The sequence below is a fragment of the Parahaliea maris genome (assembly GCF_008064665.1).
GTDB classification, from domain to species: domain Bacteria; phylum Pseudomonadota; class Gammaproteobacteria; order Pseudomonadales; family Halieaceae; genus Parahaliea; species Parahaliea maris.
This window is the reverse complement of the sequence record NZ_VRZA01000002.1, coordinates 294,670-312,701: the sequence shown is the minus strand read 5'-3', so window position 1 is coordinate 312,701 and position 18,032 is coordinate 294,670. Positions and strand designations below refer to the sequence as shown.

The following is an 18,032-nucleotide window of genomic DNA, read 5'->3' as shown; positions in this document are numbered from 1 at the left end:
GTCAGGTCATTTTGCAAGTTGCGTCGCCAGCTGGCTGATCTCCACCTGGCGGCCGCGGTCGGCGACCTCCCTGCCGGGCCTTGGGCTGGCCTGCTGCGCGTGCTGCAGGTACTTGAGAGCCTCCTCCCGGCGATGCTCGCCGTACAGAAAGTCTGCCATGAAATAGTTATTGTCGATATCGTCCGGGGCCACCGTCAGGGCTTCCTGCAGGTATTTTTCTGCTCTCTCATCATCGCCAAAACCCAGCGGCCAGCCGGGTACCTTGGCGTAGAGCGTGCCCAGGCTGCACAGGGCGGCGCCGTTGAGCACGCTGCGATCCGCCTCCACCGCCTGCTCCAGCAGAGCGCGTGCGCGCTTGGCCTCACCGAGTGCTCCGAGGCCGCCCTTCGCTCCCGCGTAGCTGGAGTGGGTAATGCCACACCAGGTCAGCAGTGCGGCGTCTTCCCGGTGGGTGCCGGTGGCTTGCTCACAGGCCGCGGCCACCTCCTCCAACGCGTGTTCGCGGGCATCGCCGGAAAGCTCAAAATTGGCGTGTTCCCAGCGCGCGCGAATGTCGTCCGCCGAAACGGTATTGTCCTGGGCCACGGCTACGGTGGTTCCCAGGCACAGCGCCAGACAGGTGAGCAGTTGCGATATGCTGCGATTCATGCGGATGTCTCCCGAAGTCTCCTGACTTGCGGGGCATACTAGCGAGATTGTGTTACCGCAGTCTTAAGTGCGGGAACAAACTACTCCAGGCGAGGCGACTCTGTTATGTTGTGCGGCTGGCTCCGGGTGCGCCTGCCGCCCGCCTCAGGCACGCCGGATTCAAGCCCTGTCGAGAACACCACCAGGCCGATACCAACCATGTTCTTCTCCGATGAGCGCAGCCAGTTTTTTCGCCCCCTGACCGGCAAGTACCGCGAACAGATTGCCGAATGCCTGCGCCTGCTGCACGAACGACTCTATAGCGCCCGCGCCGACTATGGCGAATCCCTGCGCCGGGAGCAGGTGCTGGACATATTCAGCGAAGCGCTGGAACGGGCGCCCCTGCTGGAGGGCGAGGACGAGGGGCGCTTTACCAGTAGCCGGGAACAGGCAAGCTGGATTCTGAACCAGCTGGTGGATTACGGCTGGCTCAAGCGGGACAAGGACGAGGCCTCCTTTCAATCCACCTATCCCTTCAGCCGTACCGGGCGCCTGTTTACCCAGACCCTGGCGGAGGTGGACGGGCGCAGTGTGCGCACCCGTCACCGCAACACCCGCAATACGCTCAATGCACTGGCCGCCTTCCTCGACCGCGGTGAGGTCTACGACCTGCTGGACGCTCATGAACACTCGGAGCGTATCATCGCCGACTTTACAGACATCATCGCCGAACTGGAGGAGCGCAAGCGGGAACTGGTCAGGGAAGTGGAAGCCCAGCAGCTGGTGCAGCAGGCCTCGGACCAGTTCTTCGAATTCATGGAAAAGCGCTTCCAGCCCGATGTCGCGATTCGCCTCTCCGCCGACAGCGTGGAAAAGCACCGCGATCGCATCCAGAACACCATCGCCAGTATTCGTCGCAAGCACAACAGCTGGAAACAGGCCGCCGAGCGCGAACTGAGGCGACTGGCGCCGGACCTGGTGGTCAACGAGGACGCCTCGGTGCTGTGGCAGCTGCTGGACAGCATTGAAACACGCATGCGCAATGCCTCGGAAATCATGCTGCCGGCCCTGCGGCGCACCCTGCAAGGTTTCACCAAGCGCGCCGACATTATCATTCGCCAACTCAACTACCTGCACAGCCAGAAGCATAATGACATCGTCGGCCTGTGCCGCGAGCTCTCCGGCCTGGATGACAGGGAGTTCGAGCAGCGGCTCAATGCTGCCGGCGAACTGATGGCCGAACTTCGTGTTGGACTGGTGGACCCCGCACAAAACCGGCTGCGGGAAAGACGCACTCAGCGGGTCGTGCAGAGCCGCATCAACGATATCGCATCACCCGACGCTGCCACCCTGCGCGAGCTGCTGACACAGCAATTGCTGGACAAAGCTTTCAACATCAACAGCGGTGCCCTGCGCGACTACCTGCGGGATGCCCTCGGTGCCAGCCGCCGTATCGACAGCCGCGACCTGCCGATCGACAGCGCCGCCGATCTGCTTGCGCTGAGCCACGTCATCGAGCTGGGCAGTGCGGAGCACCGCAGCGGTGGTTTCCACCTGAAAGTTGAGCAAACCCACGAGCCGATCACCGGCGAACACTACTTCACGCGCAGGGATGGCTTCCTGCTGGAACTGGAACAGGATGACGATAAGCAACATCATTGAGGAGACCCTGGAAACCCGGGGCCTGAGCCCGGAGCAATTTTCCGAACTCATGATCCGCCTGCTGGATAACGGCGTGTTGTGCCGCGACGAGAGCAAGCGCGAGGCCGAATTCTACGACCGCTACCTGCAGGTGGCGGACCTGGTGGAGGATTACCTGCAGGTACTGCGCATCCGCATCCTGCACGAACCGCGCTTTCACTCGCTGCGCCTGTTCCCCCCCGGGGCAGAAGTGCCTGGACTGGCCGATACAGATGACAGCTTCAACAGCGGTTTGCGCCAGCGCCTCACCCAGCAGGAAGTGGCGGCCATTCTGGTGCTGCGTGCGGAGTACGACAAGGCCCTGAGGGAGGGTCAGATCGACGAGCTCGGACAGGTGGTGTTGCCGCTGGAAAGCCTGAATCTGGCCAGCAAGAACCTGCTGGGAAGGCCGCTACCAGATGGTGTTGTGGAGCGCAGGGCCCTGTTTCGACGCCTGCGCCAGCTGCGCCTGATCCGCAGCGCCGGGGACGAAGCGCTGGAGGATGCCGAGGCCTGGCTCACCATCCGCCCCGATATCACCAGCCTGATCACTGACAACGTGCTGACGCAGCTGCTGGGGCCGGACGCCGGCCCTATGGCTGGAGGCTCCGCTGACGACGATGATGACAGGGCAGCTGTCGACGGGAGCACACCATGTACCTGAAGCGCTCCATCACGGCAAACTGGGGCAACCTGCCAGCGGAAGAACTGGAATACGGGCCGGTGAACCTGTTCTCCGGCGGCAACGGCTCCGGCAAAACCACCGCTGCCGACGCCCTGCAGACCCTGATGACCGCCGCCCACGACAACCTGTTCAACTACAACCCGGGACAGGACGAGACCACCCAGCGCGGCCGCGGCGGCAAGCAGGTACGCACCCTGGCTTCCTATATTCTTGGCTGCGATGATGGCGCCTTTGCCCGCCCCTGGGACTGCGACGGCTATATCGCCGGCGTCTTTCACCCCACCAAAGGCGAGAGCGCCGAGCCCTTCACCGCCGTGATCGGTGTGCGCGCCCACCTCGACACAGCCGGAAGCAACCGCCAGGCGCGTCAGGACGACCTGCTGCTGATGATCGTACCTGGCGAGATGCTGAGCCTGCCCCACTTCGTGCGCAGCTACCCCGATGGCAAACATGTTACGCCGGTCAACGAACTGCCCAACCTCCTGCGCATGGAGTTCGGCAAAAAGGCGGTGGAAATCTACGAGCGCAAAGGAGCCTACCTGGCCCGTCTCTACGGCGCCCTGCGGGGCAAGCGCGATGCGGTCTCCAATCGCGAGGGCACCAATGCTGCCCGTACTTTCGCCCGCTTCATGGCTTACAAACCGGTGGAGTCCATCGACCAGTTTGTCGCCAACGAAGTGCTGGAGGCCCGTGATCTGGGCGACACGATCCGCCGGATTCGCGACCTGTTGCGCACGGTCCACGGTATGGAAGAGGAGGCCAGAGCGCTGCGCACCAGCGTGGCCCACCTGGAACAGGCGCGCCAGTGCGCCGGGGACTACCTGGAGTGCTGGTTGCAACGCACGACCCTGGCCTACGGTGCCGCCGCCCAATGCTACCGCCAAAACCAGCGGCACTATATCCGGGAAAAGGATCAACAGCTCGCCCTGCGCCAGCAGCAACAGGGCCTGGAAGAGGATCAGCAGCAGACCCGGAGACGGCTGGACCAGTCACACCGGGAACTGGTCAGTCTGGAGGCCCGCATCCAGGGGGTACCCGCACTGCGCAACAAGCAGGAGCTGGAAGCACGCTGCGCCGAGCTCGGCCGCGAACTGCAGCTGGGGGCACGCCCGCTGCTCGAGCAGGACCACCAGCGCGGCACCAACCTTGCGGCCCTGCGCAACATCCGCGAACTCCTGTCGCGACACAGCCTGGAGTTACTGCTGCCGGAGCTGGCCAGTCGCGGCTGGCGCGTGCCCGTCAAAACCCTGCTGGGGCAGAGTGACGCGCCCCTGCCCGACCTGAACCAGCTGCTGTCCCGGGACTGGATCGATCTCAGCCCGCTGGAGGCGAGCCTCGACCGCGCCCGCGCGGAACAGCCCCTGCAAAACCAGCTGGCTGAATTGCTGCATCGGCCCGGTGACATCGACCCGCAGGGCGACGCCGCGCCCTCCCTCGCCCAGCGGCTGGACCGCATCGTGGGTGATCGGGAGCGGGATGTGCGCGCCGGAGAGCAACAGGCAAAAGATATTGAGCAGCGCATCGCCACCCTGGAGGCGCGGCGGGTCAACTACCCTCGGGACGTGGAAGAGGCGTTGGCCGCCATCCACAAAGCCTGTCCGCAGGCCGATCCGCGGGTTCTCTGCGACCATGTGGAAGTCACCGACCCGGACTGGCAAATGGCCATCGAAGGCTACATCGGCGGCGCCCGCTTCGGCATTCTGGTGGAGCCGGAATACGAAGCGGAAGCCATCCGCATCGTGCGCCGCCTCGCCGGACGCAATCGCAACCGGGCGCGTGTCATCCAGGGCGAACAGGCCCGGCGCGACGCCGAGCGCCAGTCACTGCCGGAAGATTCCATCTTCCATGTACTGCGCTTCAGCCACCGCAGCGCCGAACACTACCTGAAAGCGTCCTATGGCAACCTGCAGCGCGTGAGCGACGCTGAAACCCTGCGACTGGCCCGTCGCGGCCTGACCCGCGACGGTCTGGGCTCAGGCAACTACGCCATGTTCCGCTGCGACATCGACGACGACCAACTGGTGTTCGGTGAAGCCGCCCGCGAGCGCAACCTGCAGGCCCAACGACAGCGTCTGGAAGAGCTGCAACAACAGTGCCGAAGGGCCAGCGAAGGCTACCAGGCGGTGAGGCAACTACAGCAGCAGGTGGTAAAGGTAAAACCCCTGGCCTGGGTAGAAAGCGTTACCGCCATGCTCGACACCCAACACCAGCTGCGCGCAGTGGAACAGCAACTGGAGGCACTGGACCTCAGCGCCCACCGCGACCTGCAGCAGGAGCAGGCCGCGCTACAGCAGCAACACGGTGAACTGGAGCAACACCAGCGTGAGCTCGACAAACACAGCGGCCAGATTGAAGAGCAGTTGCGCAGCTGTGGCAGGCGCATCAAGGACCTGGCGGACCGCAGCGACGACCTGATGGAAGCGCGCGACACGGCGGAAACCGCCCTGCTCGCCAGCCGCCGCCACTGGCCGGGGCTGGAGGTGGACTCGCGCATCGACGCCATGGATGAGCGGCTGAACCAGGCCCATGTGGAGATTGACTTCGCCGTCGAGGAGGCGTCCTGCAATAATCTGCTCGGCAAGTCGCTGGTGGCCTTGCAGCAGGTAATCAACAGCTACAACCTACAGGCCCTGCCCGCCGACCAATTGCTCGACGATTGCGCGGAAGACCCACACAGCGCCCCCTTCTTCGGCCACATCCGTGGCCTGCACCAGCAGATCGACAACCTGCACAATCGCCTCCATAACAACGTGCTGCTGGAAAAACAGGAGCAGCTCAGCGGTCTGCGCGACACCTTCAACACCACCTTCGTCAGCGACCTCTGCCACGAGATCCACCAGGCCATTCGCGAGGGCGAACGCAGCCTGAAAAACCTGAACAAGGAACTGGAACACCACCAGTTCGGTGCCGACCGGGAAACCTTCGCCTTCGAGTGGCAGTGGCTACCGGAATTCAAGGAGTACTGGGACTTTTTCCGCGAAGTGATCAAGATCCCCAATCTCGGTGACGGCAGCAGCCTGTTCGAGGCCAGCCTCCCGGACAGGGCCGCTGCGGTGCGAGACCGCCTGTTGGCCCTGCTGCTGGATGGCAATGAACAGCAGGCCCTGAGGGAACTGGAACGGATCAGCGACTACCGCCGCTACCGTCGCTACGACATTCTTAAAACGCCGGAACACAAGGCCCCGATCCGCCTCAGCCAGTACGGCACCGGCTCCGGCGGACAGTTGGAGACCCCGGCCTATATTATCCGCGCCGCCGCCATCACCAGCGCCTTCCGCTTCGGCGAGGGCGACAGCCACCTGCGCATGGTGATCGTCGACGAGGCCTTCATGCACATGGACGAGGCCCGTTCGCGAGAGGTCATTGGCTACCTCACCAACACCCTTGGCCTGCAGCTCATTTTCATTATGCCGACCTCCAAGGCTGGCCCCTTCCTCGACCTGGTGAGCAACCAGTTCGTGTTCAGCAAGGTGCCGAGCCCGCAGGCGGTGGGCGAACTGAACACCCGGGTACTGCTGGACCGCCAGCAGCTCAATGTGGAGCGGGTCGCCGAACTGTGGGCCCAGCACCGTCGGGTGATTCGACAGCAGGGAGCGCTGGATTTTATGGATGGTTTATAATGGATGGTTTATAGATGCCGGATGCCCCTGATAACACAGGCACACCGCCGCCCAACTGGCTGGCGGAGGAACCCTGGCTGCGGGATTTGCTGCACTGGTTTCTGGATCGACTGGAGCAACCGCGTACACGGGCCATTACCCGTCGCGTAACCCGCTCCACCCTCCCTGCCCTGTTTCGTTTTGACGGTGAAGCCGGGTATCGCTGGCAACTGATCGAAACTCTCAAGCAACACTACGGCCTATTCAGCATACAGCTCGACCGGCGCGCGCCCCGCCACGAAGAGCCCTACGCGAATGCCCAGCTTCGCCTGAGGCACGAAAGTGAGGACCTGCTGAGGCAATGGCTACAGCGACCGCGGATCGACCCGGCCACAACGGCATGGCAGGCTGCCGTAGCGCCACACCGGCAGCACTTCGCTGACCAGGGCGCGGCCTTGCTGGCAGCGCCCATCACCATCGATGGATACGGTTCCGACGAGGTCGTTGAGGCCTTTGTGGCCGTGGGCAACTGGCTGCAATACGGTCTTAGCCTGCGTGAAATTTCCGCTCGGTGTTTCCGCGGAGACTCCAAGTTCCTCGATGGACGACAGGAATTACTCGCGAAACTGTACGGTGCACGCGCGACGGGTATCGCTCCCCGCGCTCTTCTGCTCACCGCCTTCGCCCCACTGGGATTCAGGCAATTGCTAATCGTCGAGAACCAGGACAGCTTCCTGCGGCTCGCGGACAAGCCACCCCCCGGATTTGCGCTGCTGTACAGCGGCGGCTTCCGCGCCAGCGCCCAGCGCCTGGGCAGCGAACATACCCGATTCGCCTTTTTGCCAGGAAGCGACAGCGTGAGCTTCCACAGTCGGTGGCTCGGCGATTCGCTGCCGGTGTTTTTCTGGGGCGATCTGGATTTTGCCGGCATGGGGATTCTGAAGGCGCTACGCCAGAGATTGCCGGCTCTGGCCGCCTGGGAGCCGGGCTACACACCAATGCTGGAGATGCTGACGAAGGGCGAAGGTCACACAGCGATTCAGGCGGGAAAAAGCGGGCAGCTCGACCCGATCGCTACCGGTTGTGCCTACGCTGACAGCGTACTGCTTCCCGCTCTGCGACAGCACCGGCACTTTGTCGATCAGGAAGTTGTGCAGTCTCCGAAATTCCAGGGACTGAGAACTGACAACGCCCCATCCTAGAAAGCGTACACCCGGATTCCATCAAATCCGGCAATCCGCTTGCCGAGATGGACTCTCTCGCTGAAGCTTTCTACTCCATCAGAGGACTCTGCGAGCGGGCGCTAATGCAATGAAGTACAGCTTCGAATGGGACCCCGAAAAAGCCGCAAGGAACCTTGAGAAACACAGTGTAGGCTTTGAGCAAGCCGTTGCGATCTTCAAGGACCCAATGGCCCTGAGCGTCTACGATAGCGTGGAATCCGCTCCAGGCGAGGACCGATGGGCCACAATGGGCACGATCAACGGCCAACACTATCTGGTGGTAATTCACAGCTATTATGAAGAGTCGCCAGACTGCGTTACCATCCGGGTAATTTCAGCCCGACACGCCACCAAAACCGAGGTCCGGCAATACGAACAGGGAAATCAGCATGCGTGACGAATACGACTTCAGCAAAGGCCAACGCGGGAAGTTTTACACGGCCGAACAGCAGCATCTGGTACCGCTGTACCTCGAACCCGACGTTCTGGACTACTTTTCCGCCAGAGCGAAAGCAGCCGGAATCGAACTCAGTGCCATGATCAACGATCAACTGAAAAAGGACATTCAAAAAATAGAGCGTCGGTAGTCATTGACCTGGCTGCGCCCGCAGACTCGCGCTCGCCCTCCCAGCACTCCAGCATCCTGGAGGCGCCCCACTCCATAAGCGTCGACTCGGCATGGCCCGCACGCCGGATGAACGCCTCCTTCCTGGTAGTGGGTACCGCACAAGCAAAACCATCGATGTAGGTGATATCGATCCTCCTCTGTCATCCACCGACAGCATTCCTTATCATAGCGGCTTCGTTTCGCCCCTGACCCGACGCGCTCCAAAGAGATTTTTTCGAATTGAATCAACCAGTTACACACACCCCGATGATGCAGCAGTACCTGCGCATCAAAGCCGACCACCCCCAGGACCTGGTGTTCTACCGCATGGGGGATTTTTACGAGCTGTTCTACGACGACGCCAAAAAGGCGGCGGAAATCCTCGACATCACCCTGACCGCCCGCGGCAAGTCCGGCGGCGAGCCGATTCCGATGGCCGGGGTGCCCTATCACGCCGCCGAGGGTTACCTGGGGCGGCTGGTGCGGGCCGGGGTGTCGGTGGCCATTGCCGAACAGATCGGGGACCCGGCCGAGAGCAAGGGGCCGGTAGAACGCAAGGTGGTGCGGGTGGTCACTCCGGGCACCCTGAGCGACGAGGCCCTGCTGCAGGACCGGGTGGACAACCTCCTGCTGGCCATCAACAGCCGGGGCGAGCATTTCGGCCTCGCCTACCTGGACCTGTCCAGCGGCCGCTTCCGGGCGCTGGAAGTCGACGGCGAGGAGGCCCTGGCCAGTGAATTGCAGCGCCTGGATCCCGCGGAGACCCTGTATCTCGAAAGCCTCTACCTGCCGGTGGTTACCGGCCGCCGGGGGGCTCGCAGCCAGCCGGAATGGGAGTTCGACAGCAGCAGTGCGCGCCGCGCATTGAACACCCAGTTCCAGAGCCACGACCTCAAGGGCTTCGGCTGCGACGACCTGGACCTGGCCATTGGCGCCGCCGGCTGCCTGCTGCAGTACGTCAAGGACACCCAGCGCTCCAGCCTGCCCCACATCCGCTCAATCAGTCACGAGAATCGCGCCGAGAGCGTGATCATGGATGCCGCCACCCGGCGCAACCTGGAAATTGACCTGAACCTGGCCGGGGGGGAAACCCACACCCTGCTGGCGGTACTGGACAAGGGCGTCACCGCCATGGGCAGCCGCCTGTTGCGACGCTGGCTGCACCGCCCCCTCACCGATGTGGCGATACTGCAGGAGCGCCAGGGTGCCATTGGCGCGCTGTGCAACAACTACCTGTATGAGACGGTGCGCGAAGCCCTCAAACCCATCGGCGACATGGAGCGCATCCTGTCGCGGGTAGCCCTGCGCTCGGCCCGTCCGCGAGACCTGTCCAGGCTGTGCGCCTCACTGGCCGCCCTTCCCCGCCTGCGCAGCGAACTGAACCTGTGCCCGGCTCCCCTGCTGGCCAGCCTGTCCGATCAGGCGGGTGACTACCCGACGCTGGTGGACCTGCTGCAGCGGGCCATCATCGACAATCCGCCGGTGGTGATCCGTGACGGTGGTGTGATCGCAGAGGGCTACGACAGCGAACTGGACGAACTGCGCCAGATCAGCAGCAACGCCGGCGACTACCTGCTCGACATCGAGCGCCGGGAACGCGAGGCCACCGGCATCTCGACCCTGAAGGTGGGCTACAACCGGGTGCACGGTTACTACATCGAGATCAGTCGCGCCCAGTCCGACCAGGCGCCCGCGGCCTACGTGCGTCGCCAGACCCTGAAAAATGCCGAGCGTTTCATTACCCCCGAGCTCAAGACCTTTGAGGACAAGGCCCTGTCCAGCAAAAGCCGGGCCCTGGCCCGGGAAAAGGCCCTGTACGAAGAGTTGCTGGAGCGCCTGAATGAAGACCTGGGGGCGCTGCAGGACACCGCGGCGGCCGTCTCGCAGATCGATGTACTGGCCTGCCTGGCGGAGCGCGCCGACAGCCTCAGCCTGTGCCAGCCGGAATTTTGCGACGAGCAGGTCTTCGAAGTCAGTGCCGGCCGCCACCTGGTGGTGGAGCAGGTCCTGGAAGAACCCTTCATCGCCAACGATACGCTGCTGAATACACAGCGTCGCATGCTGTTGATCACCGGCCCCAACATGGGCGGTAAATCGACCTACATGCGGCAGAATGCGGTGATCGCCCTGCTGGCCCATATCGGCAGCTTCGTTCCCGCCAGCGCGGCGCGGCTGGCACCCATCGACCGCATCTTCACCCGGATAGGCTCCTCGGACGACCTCGCATCCGGGCGCTCTACCTTCATGGTGGAGATGACCGAAACCGCCAACATCCTGCACAACGCCACACCCCGCAGCCTGGTGTTGATGGACGAGGTTGGCCGCGGCACCAGTACCTTCGACGGCCTCAGCCTGGCCTGGGCGGCGGCGGTCGCCCTGGCGCAGCGAGTACAGGCTTTTACCCTGTTTGCCACCCACTACTTCGAGATGACCGCGCTGCCGGAGCAGTGCGGGACCATGGCCAACGTGCACCTGGACGCCACCGAGCACCAGGACCACGTGGTGTTTCTCCACCACATACAGGAGGGGCCGGCCAACCGCAGTTTTGGCCTCCAGGTGGCCAAGCTCGCAGGCATTCCCGCCCCGGTACTGGCCGCCGCACAGGACAAACTGGCCGAGTTGGAAAGTGGCAGCTCGCAAAACCCCGCCCCGCTCCGGTCACCCGGCCCTGCGCCGGCCCAGGCAGAGCTTTTTGCCAGTGCCGAACCCCACCCCGCGGTGGTGGCGCTGGAGGGCCTCGACGTGGACGACCTGAGCCCCCGCCAGGCCCAGCAAATGCTCTATCAGCTGAAGGCCCTGCTGGAATGAAAAAGGCTTCAATTACAGCCGCTTAACAGTTAGAATGGCCGCCCTTTCAACACGGGCCCCCGCCAGAGACGGGAAGCAAGAGGCAGAAGCAGCATGACATTTGTCGTAGGTGAACAGTGTATCAAGTGCAAGCACACCGATTGTGTAGAGGTGTGCCCCGTAGACTGCTTCTACGAAGGCCCCAACTTCCTGGTGATTCACCCCGACGAGTGCATCGACTGTGCACTGTGTGAGCCCGAGTGCCCGGTGGACGCGATCTTCTCCGAAGACGAGCTGCCCGAAGACCAGCAGGTGTTCCTCGAGCTGAACGCGGAGCTGGCCGAGGTGTGGCCCAACATCACCGAGATGAAGGACGCTCCCGCCGATGCCGAGGAGTGGGCCAACAAGCCGAACAAGCTGGAGTTGCTGGAGCGCTAGGCCCCGTCAATTCCCCATAAAAAACCCCGCCAGTGAGCGGGGTTTTTTGTGGGCAGTGGATCTGCAGGGTTCAGCTAATTGAACAGGGAGTCCCCGGTCAGGCCCTGGGTCTCCATAATCACCCGCAGCCGCCGCAGCGCCTCGACCTGGATCTGACGCACCCGCTCCCGGGTGAGGCCAATTTCCCGACCCACTTCTTCCAGGGTGCTGCTTTCGTAACCGCGCAGCCCGAAGCGGCGTGACACCACCTCGCGCTGCTTGTCGCTCAGCTCGTCCAGCCAGATGGCGATATTGTCGTTGATGTCGTTTTCCTGCAGCAGCTGGGACGGATCCGACACCTGCACGTCGGCGATGGTATCGACCACCGTCTTGTCGGAATCCTGGCCCACAGGCAGGTCGACTGAGGTGACCCTTTCGTTCAGGCCGAGCAGGCGCTTAACATCATCCGCCGGCTTGTCGAGCATGTCGGCGATTTCCTCCGCACTGGGCTCGTGGTCCAGCTTCTGGGTCAGCTCCCGCGCTGCACGCAGGTAGACGTTCAGTTCCTTGACCACGTGAATGGGCAGGCGGATGGTGCGGGTCTGGTTCATGATGGCCCGCTCGATGGTCTGGCGTATCCACCAGGTGGCGTAGGTCGAGAAGCGGAACCCGCGTTCCGGATCAAACTTCTCCACAGCCCGGATCAGGCCGAGGTTACCCTCTTCGATCAGGTCCAGCAGGGTGAGGCCACGGTTGATATAACGGCGGGAAATCTTGACCACCAGGCGCAGGTTACTTTCGATCATGCGCCGGCGGGCTTCGGCATCACCTTTGCGAGACAGGCGGGAGAAATACTTCTCTTCGTCCGCTGTCAGCAGCGGCGAAAACCCGATCTCATTCAGGTACAACTGGGTTGGGTCGAGGGACTTTTCTACCGCCCGACTGGACTTGGCCCGCTTGAAAGCCTCGTCGTCATCGCGATCGCCGTCGGCCTCCCGGGGGGCGGGAGGCTTCCTGACTTTAGGAGACTTCACAGACTTTGCCCCGGCCGTTTTCCTGACCGGATAGGCAGAATCAGGACTACTGCTGTCGCCCCTGTTTTCATTTTGTTTCGAAATCCGTTTCGAGTTTTTTTTTGGCGCATCCACATCCATGGGCTATACCTCATTGATCATCCGATGGAACGATTGAGAGTATTTCTCGCCGGCCGGACAGGTTACTCCCAAAGCCTTGGGGAATTCAAGCGGGGGCGAGACGATTTTTTCGACAACCATATTCCGATTGGCATATAACTGCGACTATCTTAATTATCGCTAGTACTAACGGCGGGGCAGGAGCTGGAGCGGATCCACCGGTTTTCCGTTGCGCCGTATCTCGAAGTGCAACTTCACGGTATCAGTGCCCGAACTGCCTTTTTCCGCAATTTTCTGCCCGGAGCTGACCCTGGCACCCTCTCCCACCAGCAGCCGGTCATTGTGACCGTAGGCGCTGAGGTAGGTGTCGTTATGCTTGACGATCAGCAACTCCCCGAAACCTGCGATACCCGTACCGGCGTAGACCACGACGCCATCTGCCACCGACACCACCGGCTCACCGCGATTACCCCCGATATCGATGCCCTTGTGGACACTGCTGGAGTAGCGGCGTACCAGCGCACCGCTGGTCGGCCAGCGCCAGGCGCTCACCGCTTTCTGCGGCACGGCTGGCGCCGGGGGCGGTGCTGACTCGACGGCAATGACCTTTTTACCGGAACCCGGTGACTCTTTTGTGACACGGTCCGCTGGTACCGTCCTGGTGGCAGGCGCCGGCGCGGGTGTGGTGACCTGGCGGGACGTCTGGCTGCTGGAGGCACTGGAAGGCGCCGCACTCGGGACAGGCGCAGCCCTGAGGTCCAGTTCCTGGCCGGGGTAGATGGTGTAGGGGGCGCGGATACCATTGGCCGCCGCCAGGGCGCGGAAGTCGAGGCCATTGCGCCAGGCGATGGAATACAGCGTATCGCCCTGGCGCACCCGGTAACGCCCCGGGGCGAGGGCCTCTCCGGACCGGTAGACAGGGGGTTTGGGGCGTGCAGCGGGACTGTTGCGGTCCTCGATGGGCGCAGGTGTGCTCCCGCAGGCGGTCAGGCAGCACAGAAGCAGGCAGCAGTACAGCTTGTACGACAAGGCCCCTCCTTTGCCCGAAAGCGTTTCTCCGTCGACGCGGCCCCGGTCAGTCCCGGTTCCAGCGGGTATCGATCAACCAGACCGCCACGCCACCCACCACAGCCAGCAGCAGGCACAGCCAGAGCTGGGGGTCTTCCCCGGTCAGTTGCTGGTACTGCCCCGGCAGGATCGGCACCTGTTGCACCGGGCGCGGCTCACCGTGGGAGCCCACCACCCAGCCCAGGGCCTCTTTCCAGGGCCAGACGATCGCCAGGGACCCGAACAGGAAACCGGTCAGCAGGGCCAGGGTGGCGGCGTGATAGTGGTGCAGCAACCAGTGCAGCAAGCGGGAAAAGCACATCAGGCCACAGGCCGCGCCGGCCGCGAACACCAGGATAAAGCCCAGGTCCAGGGACTTCAGTGCTGTGAGTACCACGGCGTACATCCCCAGCAACACCAGAATGAAGCTGCCGGAAATACCCGGCAGGATCATCGCGCAAATCGCCAGGAAGCCGGATGCAAATACCGCCGGCAGGCCCGCGTTGTCGAGGCCCAGGGCCGGCGACAGGGCCACCGCCGCAGCGGCGCCGGCACCGGCCAGCAGACTGGCCACCCGGGCCGGATTCCAGTGCCCCACCTGCCGCAACAACACCAGGGCCGAGGCCAGGATCAGGCCGAAAAAGAACGCCCACAGGGGAATCGGGTGGTGTTCCAGTAGCCAGGAGATCAGGCGTGCCAGGGACAGGATACTGGTGGCAATACCGGCCAGCAGGGTCAGCAGGAAAGTGCCGTCCACGTGCTCCCAGGCATCCTTGATACGACCGCGCACCACCATGCCCAGAACTTCCAGGTCAAAGGCGCGGATCGCCCCCAGCAGACGGTCGTAGATGCCGGTAATGAACGCCATGGTGCCACCGGATACGCCCGGCACGATATCAGCGGCGCCCATCAGCACACCGCGCAGGTAAATGCCCAACCACGACATGAACTAGCGCTCCGTGCCGGGTCGCAGGGGTACGAAGCGAACCGCCTCGACAATTTCGGTGACAAAGCCCTCGGGACGGCGGCAGACCACCTGCAGGTGCTGGGTCTCACCGCCCACCGGGATAACCAGGCGCCCCCCAGGTGCGAGCTGGGCCAGCAGTTCCCGGGGTATCTGTTCCGGTGCTGCCGCACTGAGGATGCCGTCAAAAGGCCCCTTGTCGGCCCAACCCAGGGCACCGTCGCTGTGACGCAGCTGGACGTTGCGGAATTTGAGCTGGCGCATGCGCGCCCGGGCCTTGTCGAGCAGGGGCTTGATCCGCTCGACGCTGTGCACCTCGCCCACCAGTTGCGCCAGCACGGCGGTCTGGTAGCCGGAGCCAGTGCCGATCTCCAGCACATTGTCGCGCGGGCCGTCCGCCAACAGCAGTTCGGTCATACGCGCCACGATATAGGGCTGGGACAGGGTCTGTTGGTAACCGATGGGCAGGGCGGTGTCTTCGTAGGCCCGGTGGGCCATGGCCTCGTCGAGAAAAATATGGCGGGGAGTGGTTCGCATGACATCCAGCACCTGCTGGTCGCGAATTCCCTGCTCTACCAGGCGCTGCACCAGGCGCTCACGCGTGCGCCGGGAGGTCATGCCAATACCGTTGAGGTCGACGCTACTCACTGCCGTCACCAAACGCAAAGTCCCCTTGTGAATATTCTAATATCTGCGCCAATACGGCGGTTGCGTAACTTCCAGCCCCCAGACTGAACGTCAGTTGCAGGCTGTCATCATCACAAAACTCCCAGCAAAAGTCATCCGGGAGTGCGCGCGCCGGGCGGTAGTCCAGGCTCAGGCCGGCTTGCTCGAGGAAAGCGCACACACCCTCCTCTTCGGCCAGCACCGGTGCCTGCGCCCGCTGCCGGGCATCCCCCTGCAGGGCTTCGCCCCGCCCCCACAGGGGCAGTGCCGGGTGCAGGTCGCCGGCGCTGGCACGGGCCGTAATGTCGGCGTCGGGTTGCTCACAGGCGAAACGGCTGCGGGTGCCCTGCAGACTGCAGACATCCCCCGGGAGGATGGTATTCCAGGTGGCCTCTTCAACCCGCTGCGCCAGCAATCGGTTGAACAGCAGCGAGCGCAGGGCCGAGAGGTAGAGGCTGCGGCGGTTGCGGGAAATCTTGCGCCCGCCGCGGCCGCTGTTGCTGCGGGCGGCCCACTGCCGGGCCTGGGCCAGGGTACTGCCGCCCAGCCCAAAGCGCTGTTCGCCAAAGTAGTTGGGCACTCCGCCGCTGCGCACCCCGGCGAGACGCTGCTCGAGTTCCACCCGATCGGCCTGTAATTGGCGCAAGGTCAGGCAAAAGGAGTTGGCACGGTGCACGCCACGCCGCAACTTGCGGCCGTGCCGGGTGGCCTCCAGTACGCGGACATCGCCCTTTATCTCGAGCTGCAGCCAGTCCGGCTCCGGCTGCCCGGCCAGGCCGACGCTGAGCCACTGGCTGGTGACGGCATTGCGATCTTTCATGCCGCTGAAGCCGATATCCCGCAGCGGCACCCCGGATATCTCCGATATCCGCTGGGCCAGGTCCGCGGTATTGAGCCCGCGTTTTTCCAGGTGCAGGAACGCGTGCTCGCCGGAGCCGTCGGGGGCAAAGCCAAGCTGCTCGCGAACCACGAAATCCTCGGGCGTGCAGCGGATCAGGCCGCGGCCGGTTGGCGCTGCGCCTGCAGTGGGCCAGGTGACTGTCATCGCGGGACCAGCAGCACCACCGCGTGGGCGGCAATACCCTCCCCCCGGCCGGTAAACCCGAGCCCCTCGGTGGTGGTGGCCTTGACGTTGACCTGGGCTACTGTGGCATCGAGGTCAGCGGCGATGTGGGCCTGCATGGCAGCAACGTGCGGCGCCAGTTTCGGGGCCTGGGCAATGACCGTGGCGTCGAGGTTGCCGAGCTGCCAACCGGCCTCGGCAACCCTGACCAAGACCGCCCGCAGCAACTCGCGACTGTCGGCACCGGCATAGGCCGGGTCGGTATCGGGGAAATGACGGCCGATGTCACCGGCGCCAATCGCCCCCAGCAGGGCGTCGCAGATGGCGTGCAGTAATACATCACCGTCGGAGTGAGCCACCAGGCCGTGCGGATGGGGAATGGGCACGCCACCGAGCACCACCTGGTCACCGGGGCCAAAGCGGTGCACATCATAACCGTGGCCGATTCGCATCACTGCTTTTCCTGTGTTGAAGAGGCGAGGTAGAAGCCGGCCAGCGCCAGGTCGGCGGCAACGGTCACCTTGAGGTTGCCGGGACTGCCCTCGACCAGCTGCACCGGGTGTCCGGCCCACTCCATGGCGGAGGCCTCGTCGGTGACAGTGACCCCCGCCGCCAGTGCGCCGCGCAGGGCTTCGCGCAACGCGCCGAGACGAAACATCTGGGGCGTCTGGGCACGCCAGTAGCGCGCCCGGTCCACCGTGGCCTCGACCAGGTCGTTTGCACCGGCGCGCTTCAGGGTGTCCACCACCGGCAGGGCGAGAATGCCACCACCCGGCTGGTCGCCCACCCCGGCAATCAGCCGGGCGAGGTCCGCGCGAGCCAGGCCTGGCCTTGCCGCGTCGTGCACCAGGACCCAGTCATCGTCGTATGCAATTTGTTGCAGAGCCTCGAGCCCGGCCAGCACCGAGTCCGCCCGTTCGGCACCGCCGGCGGCCCGCACAACGCGTTCGTCACTGAGAGCGGCCACGCTGTCGGCATAACCGTCATCCGGGTGCAGGGCAACCACCACCCGCTGCATCCCGGGGCAATCCAGCAGCGCCCGGAGGCTGTGACTCAATAGCGGTTCCCCGGCGAGCGGCAGGTACTGCTTCGGCAGGTCACTGCCCATACGCCGGCCGACGCCGGCGGCGGGAATGACACCGTAGAGGGCCGGGCTACTCAATCGCCGGACTCCGAGGGCTGGGGGGCGGAGGGGTCCGGGTTGACGGTGTCAGGTTGGCTGGGGAGCCTGGCGACCGGCCTCTGCCGGGAGTCTTCCTCCTCGGCAAACTGGTAAAACACCTCACCCTCGCGGATCAGCCCCAGTTGCTCCCGGGCGCGTTGCTCCACGCCCCGGTTGCCGCTCTGGAGCTCCAGGACCTCCCGCTCCAGCACCGCGTTGCGCTCCCGGAGTTCCGCGTTGATGGCGGTCTGTTCCACCACCTGCAGCTCCAGCCGGTGCTTCTCGGCGAGACTGCCCTCGGCGATCCACAGCCGGTACTGAAGCACCAGCAGCAGAGCCACGAGAACCGCGAGCAGCCAGCGCATCGTCGCG

The 18,032-nt window shown here is 63.9% G+C and carries 18 protein-coding genes; 8 read left to right on the top strand and 10 right to left on the bottom strand.

All coding sequences use genetic code 11. From position 1 onward, the window contains the following. Positions 1 to 6: 6 nt before the first annotated feature. Positions 7 to 648 carry a tetratricopeptide repeat protein gene (locus FV139_RS05805; RefSeq protein WP_148067312.1) on the bottom strand — a complete coding sequence of 214 codons (642 nt, stop codon included), beginning with the start codon at positions 646 to 648 and terminating at the stop codon, positions 7 to 9. Between the two features lie 198 nt (positions 649 to 846). Here FV139_RS05805 and FV139_RS05800 point away from each other — a divergent pair, with 198 nt between their 5' ends. From FV139_RS05800 to FV139_RS05775, 6 genes are all read left to right on the top strand, one after another. After that, positions 847 to 2,289, top strand: coding sequence for a Wadjet anti-phage system protein JetA family protein (locus tag FV139_RS05800; protein ID WP_148067311.1), 1,443 nt, complete (start codon positions 847 to 849; stop codon positions 2,287 to 2,289). Then, the gene (locus tag FV139_RS05795) at positions 2,267 to 2,971 is read left to right on the top strand and encodes a DUF4194 domain-containing protein (RefSeq protein ID WP_148067310.1); all 705 of its coding nucleotides are present in this window, start codon (positions 2,267 to 2,269) and stop codon (positions 2,969 to 2,971) included. Before FV139_RS05800 ends, FV139_RS05795 begins: the two co-directional genes overlap by 23 nt. After that, entirely contained in the window at positions 2,962 to 6,612 is a 3,651-nt protein-coding gene (locus tag FV139_RS05790) for an ATP-binding protein (protein WP_148067309.1), read from the top strand. Before FV139_RS05795 ends, FV139_RS05790 begins: the two co-directional genes overlap by 10 nt. A 14-nt stretch (positions 6,613 to 6,626) precedes the next feature. After that, positions 6,627 to 7,793 (top strand): Wadjet anti-phage system protein JetD domain-containing protein, encoded by a 1,167-nt coding sequence (locus FV139_RS05785; protein WP_148067308.1) that lies wholly within the window; start codon positions 6,627 to 6,629, stop codon positions 7,791 to 7,793. Between the two features lie 109 nt (positions 7,794 to 7,902). Then, positions 7,903 to 8,211 (top strand): BrnT family toxin, encoded by a 309-nt coding sequence (locus FV139_RS05780; protein WP_148067307.1) that lies wholly within the window; start codon positions 7,903 to 7,905, stop codon positions 8,209 to 8,211. Beyond that, positions 8,204 to 8,401: a hypothetical protein gene (locus tag FV139_RS05775; protein WP_148067306.1), complete on the top strand. Its 198-nt coding sequence runs from the start codon at positions 8,204 to 8,206 to the stop codon at positions 8,399 to 8,401. The genes FV139_RS05780 and FV139_RS05775 overlap by 8 nt, the downstream gene beginning before the upstream one ends. Here the strand turns inward: FV139_RS05775 and FV139_RS21370 are convergent. After that, the gene (locus tag FV139_RS21370) at positions 8,355 to 8,558 is read right to left on the bottom strand and encodes a DUF1428 family protein (protein ID WP_407946811.1); all 204 of its coding nucleotides are present in this window, start codon (positions 8,556 to 8,558) and stop codon (positions 8,355 to 8,357) included. The two genes, FV139_RS05775 and FV139_RS21370, sit on opposite strands and share 47 nt — an antisense overlap. A gap of 130 nt (positions 8,559 to 8,688) precedes the next feature. On the opposite strand from FV139_RS21370, the gene mutS reads away from it, so the two are divergent. Both mutS and fdxA read left to right on the top strand, forming a co-directional pair. Beyond that, positions 8,689 to 11,229, top strand: a complete 2,541-nt coding sequence (gene mutS / locus FV139_RS05765; RefSeq protein WP_148067954.1) for a DNA mismatch repair protein MutS — start codon at positions 8,689 to 8,691, stop codon at positions 11,227 to 11,229. 93 nt (positions 11,230 to 11,322) lie between these two features. Continuing rightward, entirely contained in the window at positions 11,323 to 11,646 is a 324-nt protein-coding gene (gene fdxA, locus FV139_RS05760; RefSeq protein ID WP_148067305.1) for a ferredoxin FdxA, read from the top strand. A gap of 74 nt (positions 11,647 to 11,720) precedes the next feature. On the opposite strand, the gene rpoS is transcribed toward fdxA, so the two are convergent. The 8 genes from rpoS to ftsB form a co-directional block, all read right to left on the bottom strand. Beyond that, positions 11,721 to 12,659: an RNA polymerase sigma factor RpoS gene (rpoS, locus tag FV139_RS05755; protein WP_148067304.1), complete on the bottom strand. Its 939-nt coding sequence runs from the start codon at positions 12,657 to 12,659 to the stop codon at positions 11,721 to 11,723. A 285-nt stretch (positions 12,660 to 12,944) separates the two neighbouring features. After that, positions 12,945 to 13,787: a peptidoglycan DD-metalloendopeptidase family protein gene (locus tag FV139_RS05750; RefSeq protein ID WP_235898561.1), complete on the bottom strand. Its 843-nt coding sequence runs from the start codon at positions 13,785 to 13,787 to the stop codon at positions 12,945 to 12,947. Positions 13,788 to 13,833: 46 nt separating this feature from the next. Beyond that, positions 13,834 to 14,751: a DUF368 domain-containing protein gene (locus FV139_RS05745; RefSeq protein ID WP_148067303.1), complete on the bottom strand. Its 918-nt coding sequence runs from the start codon at positions 14,749 to 14,751 to the stop codon at positions 13,834 to 13,836. 3 nt (positions 14,752 to 14,754) lie between these two features. Beyond that, the gene (locus FV139_RS05740) at positions 14,755 to 15,387 is read right to left on the bottom strand and encodes a protein-L-isoaspartate(D-aspartate) O-methyltransferase (protein ID WP_148067952.1); all 633 of its coding nucleotides are present in this window, start codon (positions 15,385 to 15,387) and stop codon (positions 14,755 to 14,757) included. 22 nt (positions 15,388 to 15,409) lie between these two features. Beyond that, complete coding sequence (truD, locus tag FV139_RS05735) at positions 15,410 to 16,480, bottom strand: tRNA pseudouridine(13) synthase TruD (RefSeq protein WP_148067302.1); 1,071 nt, start codon at positions 16,478 to 16,480, stop codon at positions 15,410 to 15,412. Then, positions 16,477 to 16,950 (bottom strand): 2-C-methyl-D-erythritol 2,4-cyclodiphosphate synthase, encoded by a 474-nt coding sequence (gene ispF / locus FV139_RS05730; protein WP_148067951.1) that lies wholly within the window; start codon positions 16,948 to 16,950, stop codon positions 16,477 to 16,479. The genes truD and ispF overlap by 4 nt, the downstream gene beginning before the upstream one ends. Beyond that, positions 16,950 to 17,660, bottom strand: a complete 711-nt coding sequence (ispD, locus tag FV139_RS05725; protein ID WP_213004035.1) for a 2-C-methyl-D-erythritol 4-phosphate cytidylyltransferase — start codon at positions 17,658 to 17,660, stop codon at positions 16,950 to 16,952. The genes ispF and ispD overlap by 1 nt, the downstream gene beginning before the upstream one ends. After that, positions 17,657 to 18,025 carry a cell division protein FtsB gene (gene ftsB / locus FV139_RS05720; RefSeq protein WP_148067301.1) on the bottom strand — a complete coding sequence of 123 codons (369 nt, stop codon included), beginning with the start codon at positions 18,023 to 18,025 and terminating at the stop codon, positions 17,657 to 17,659. Before ftsB ends, ispD begins: the two co-directional genes overlap by 4 nt. Positions 18,026 to 18,032 lie beyond the last annotated feature (7 nt).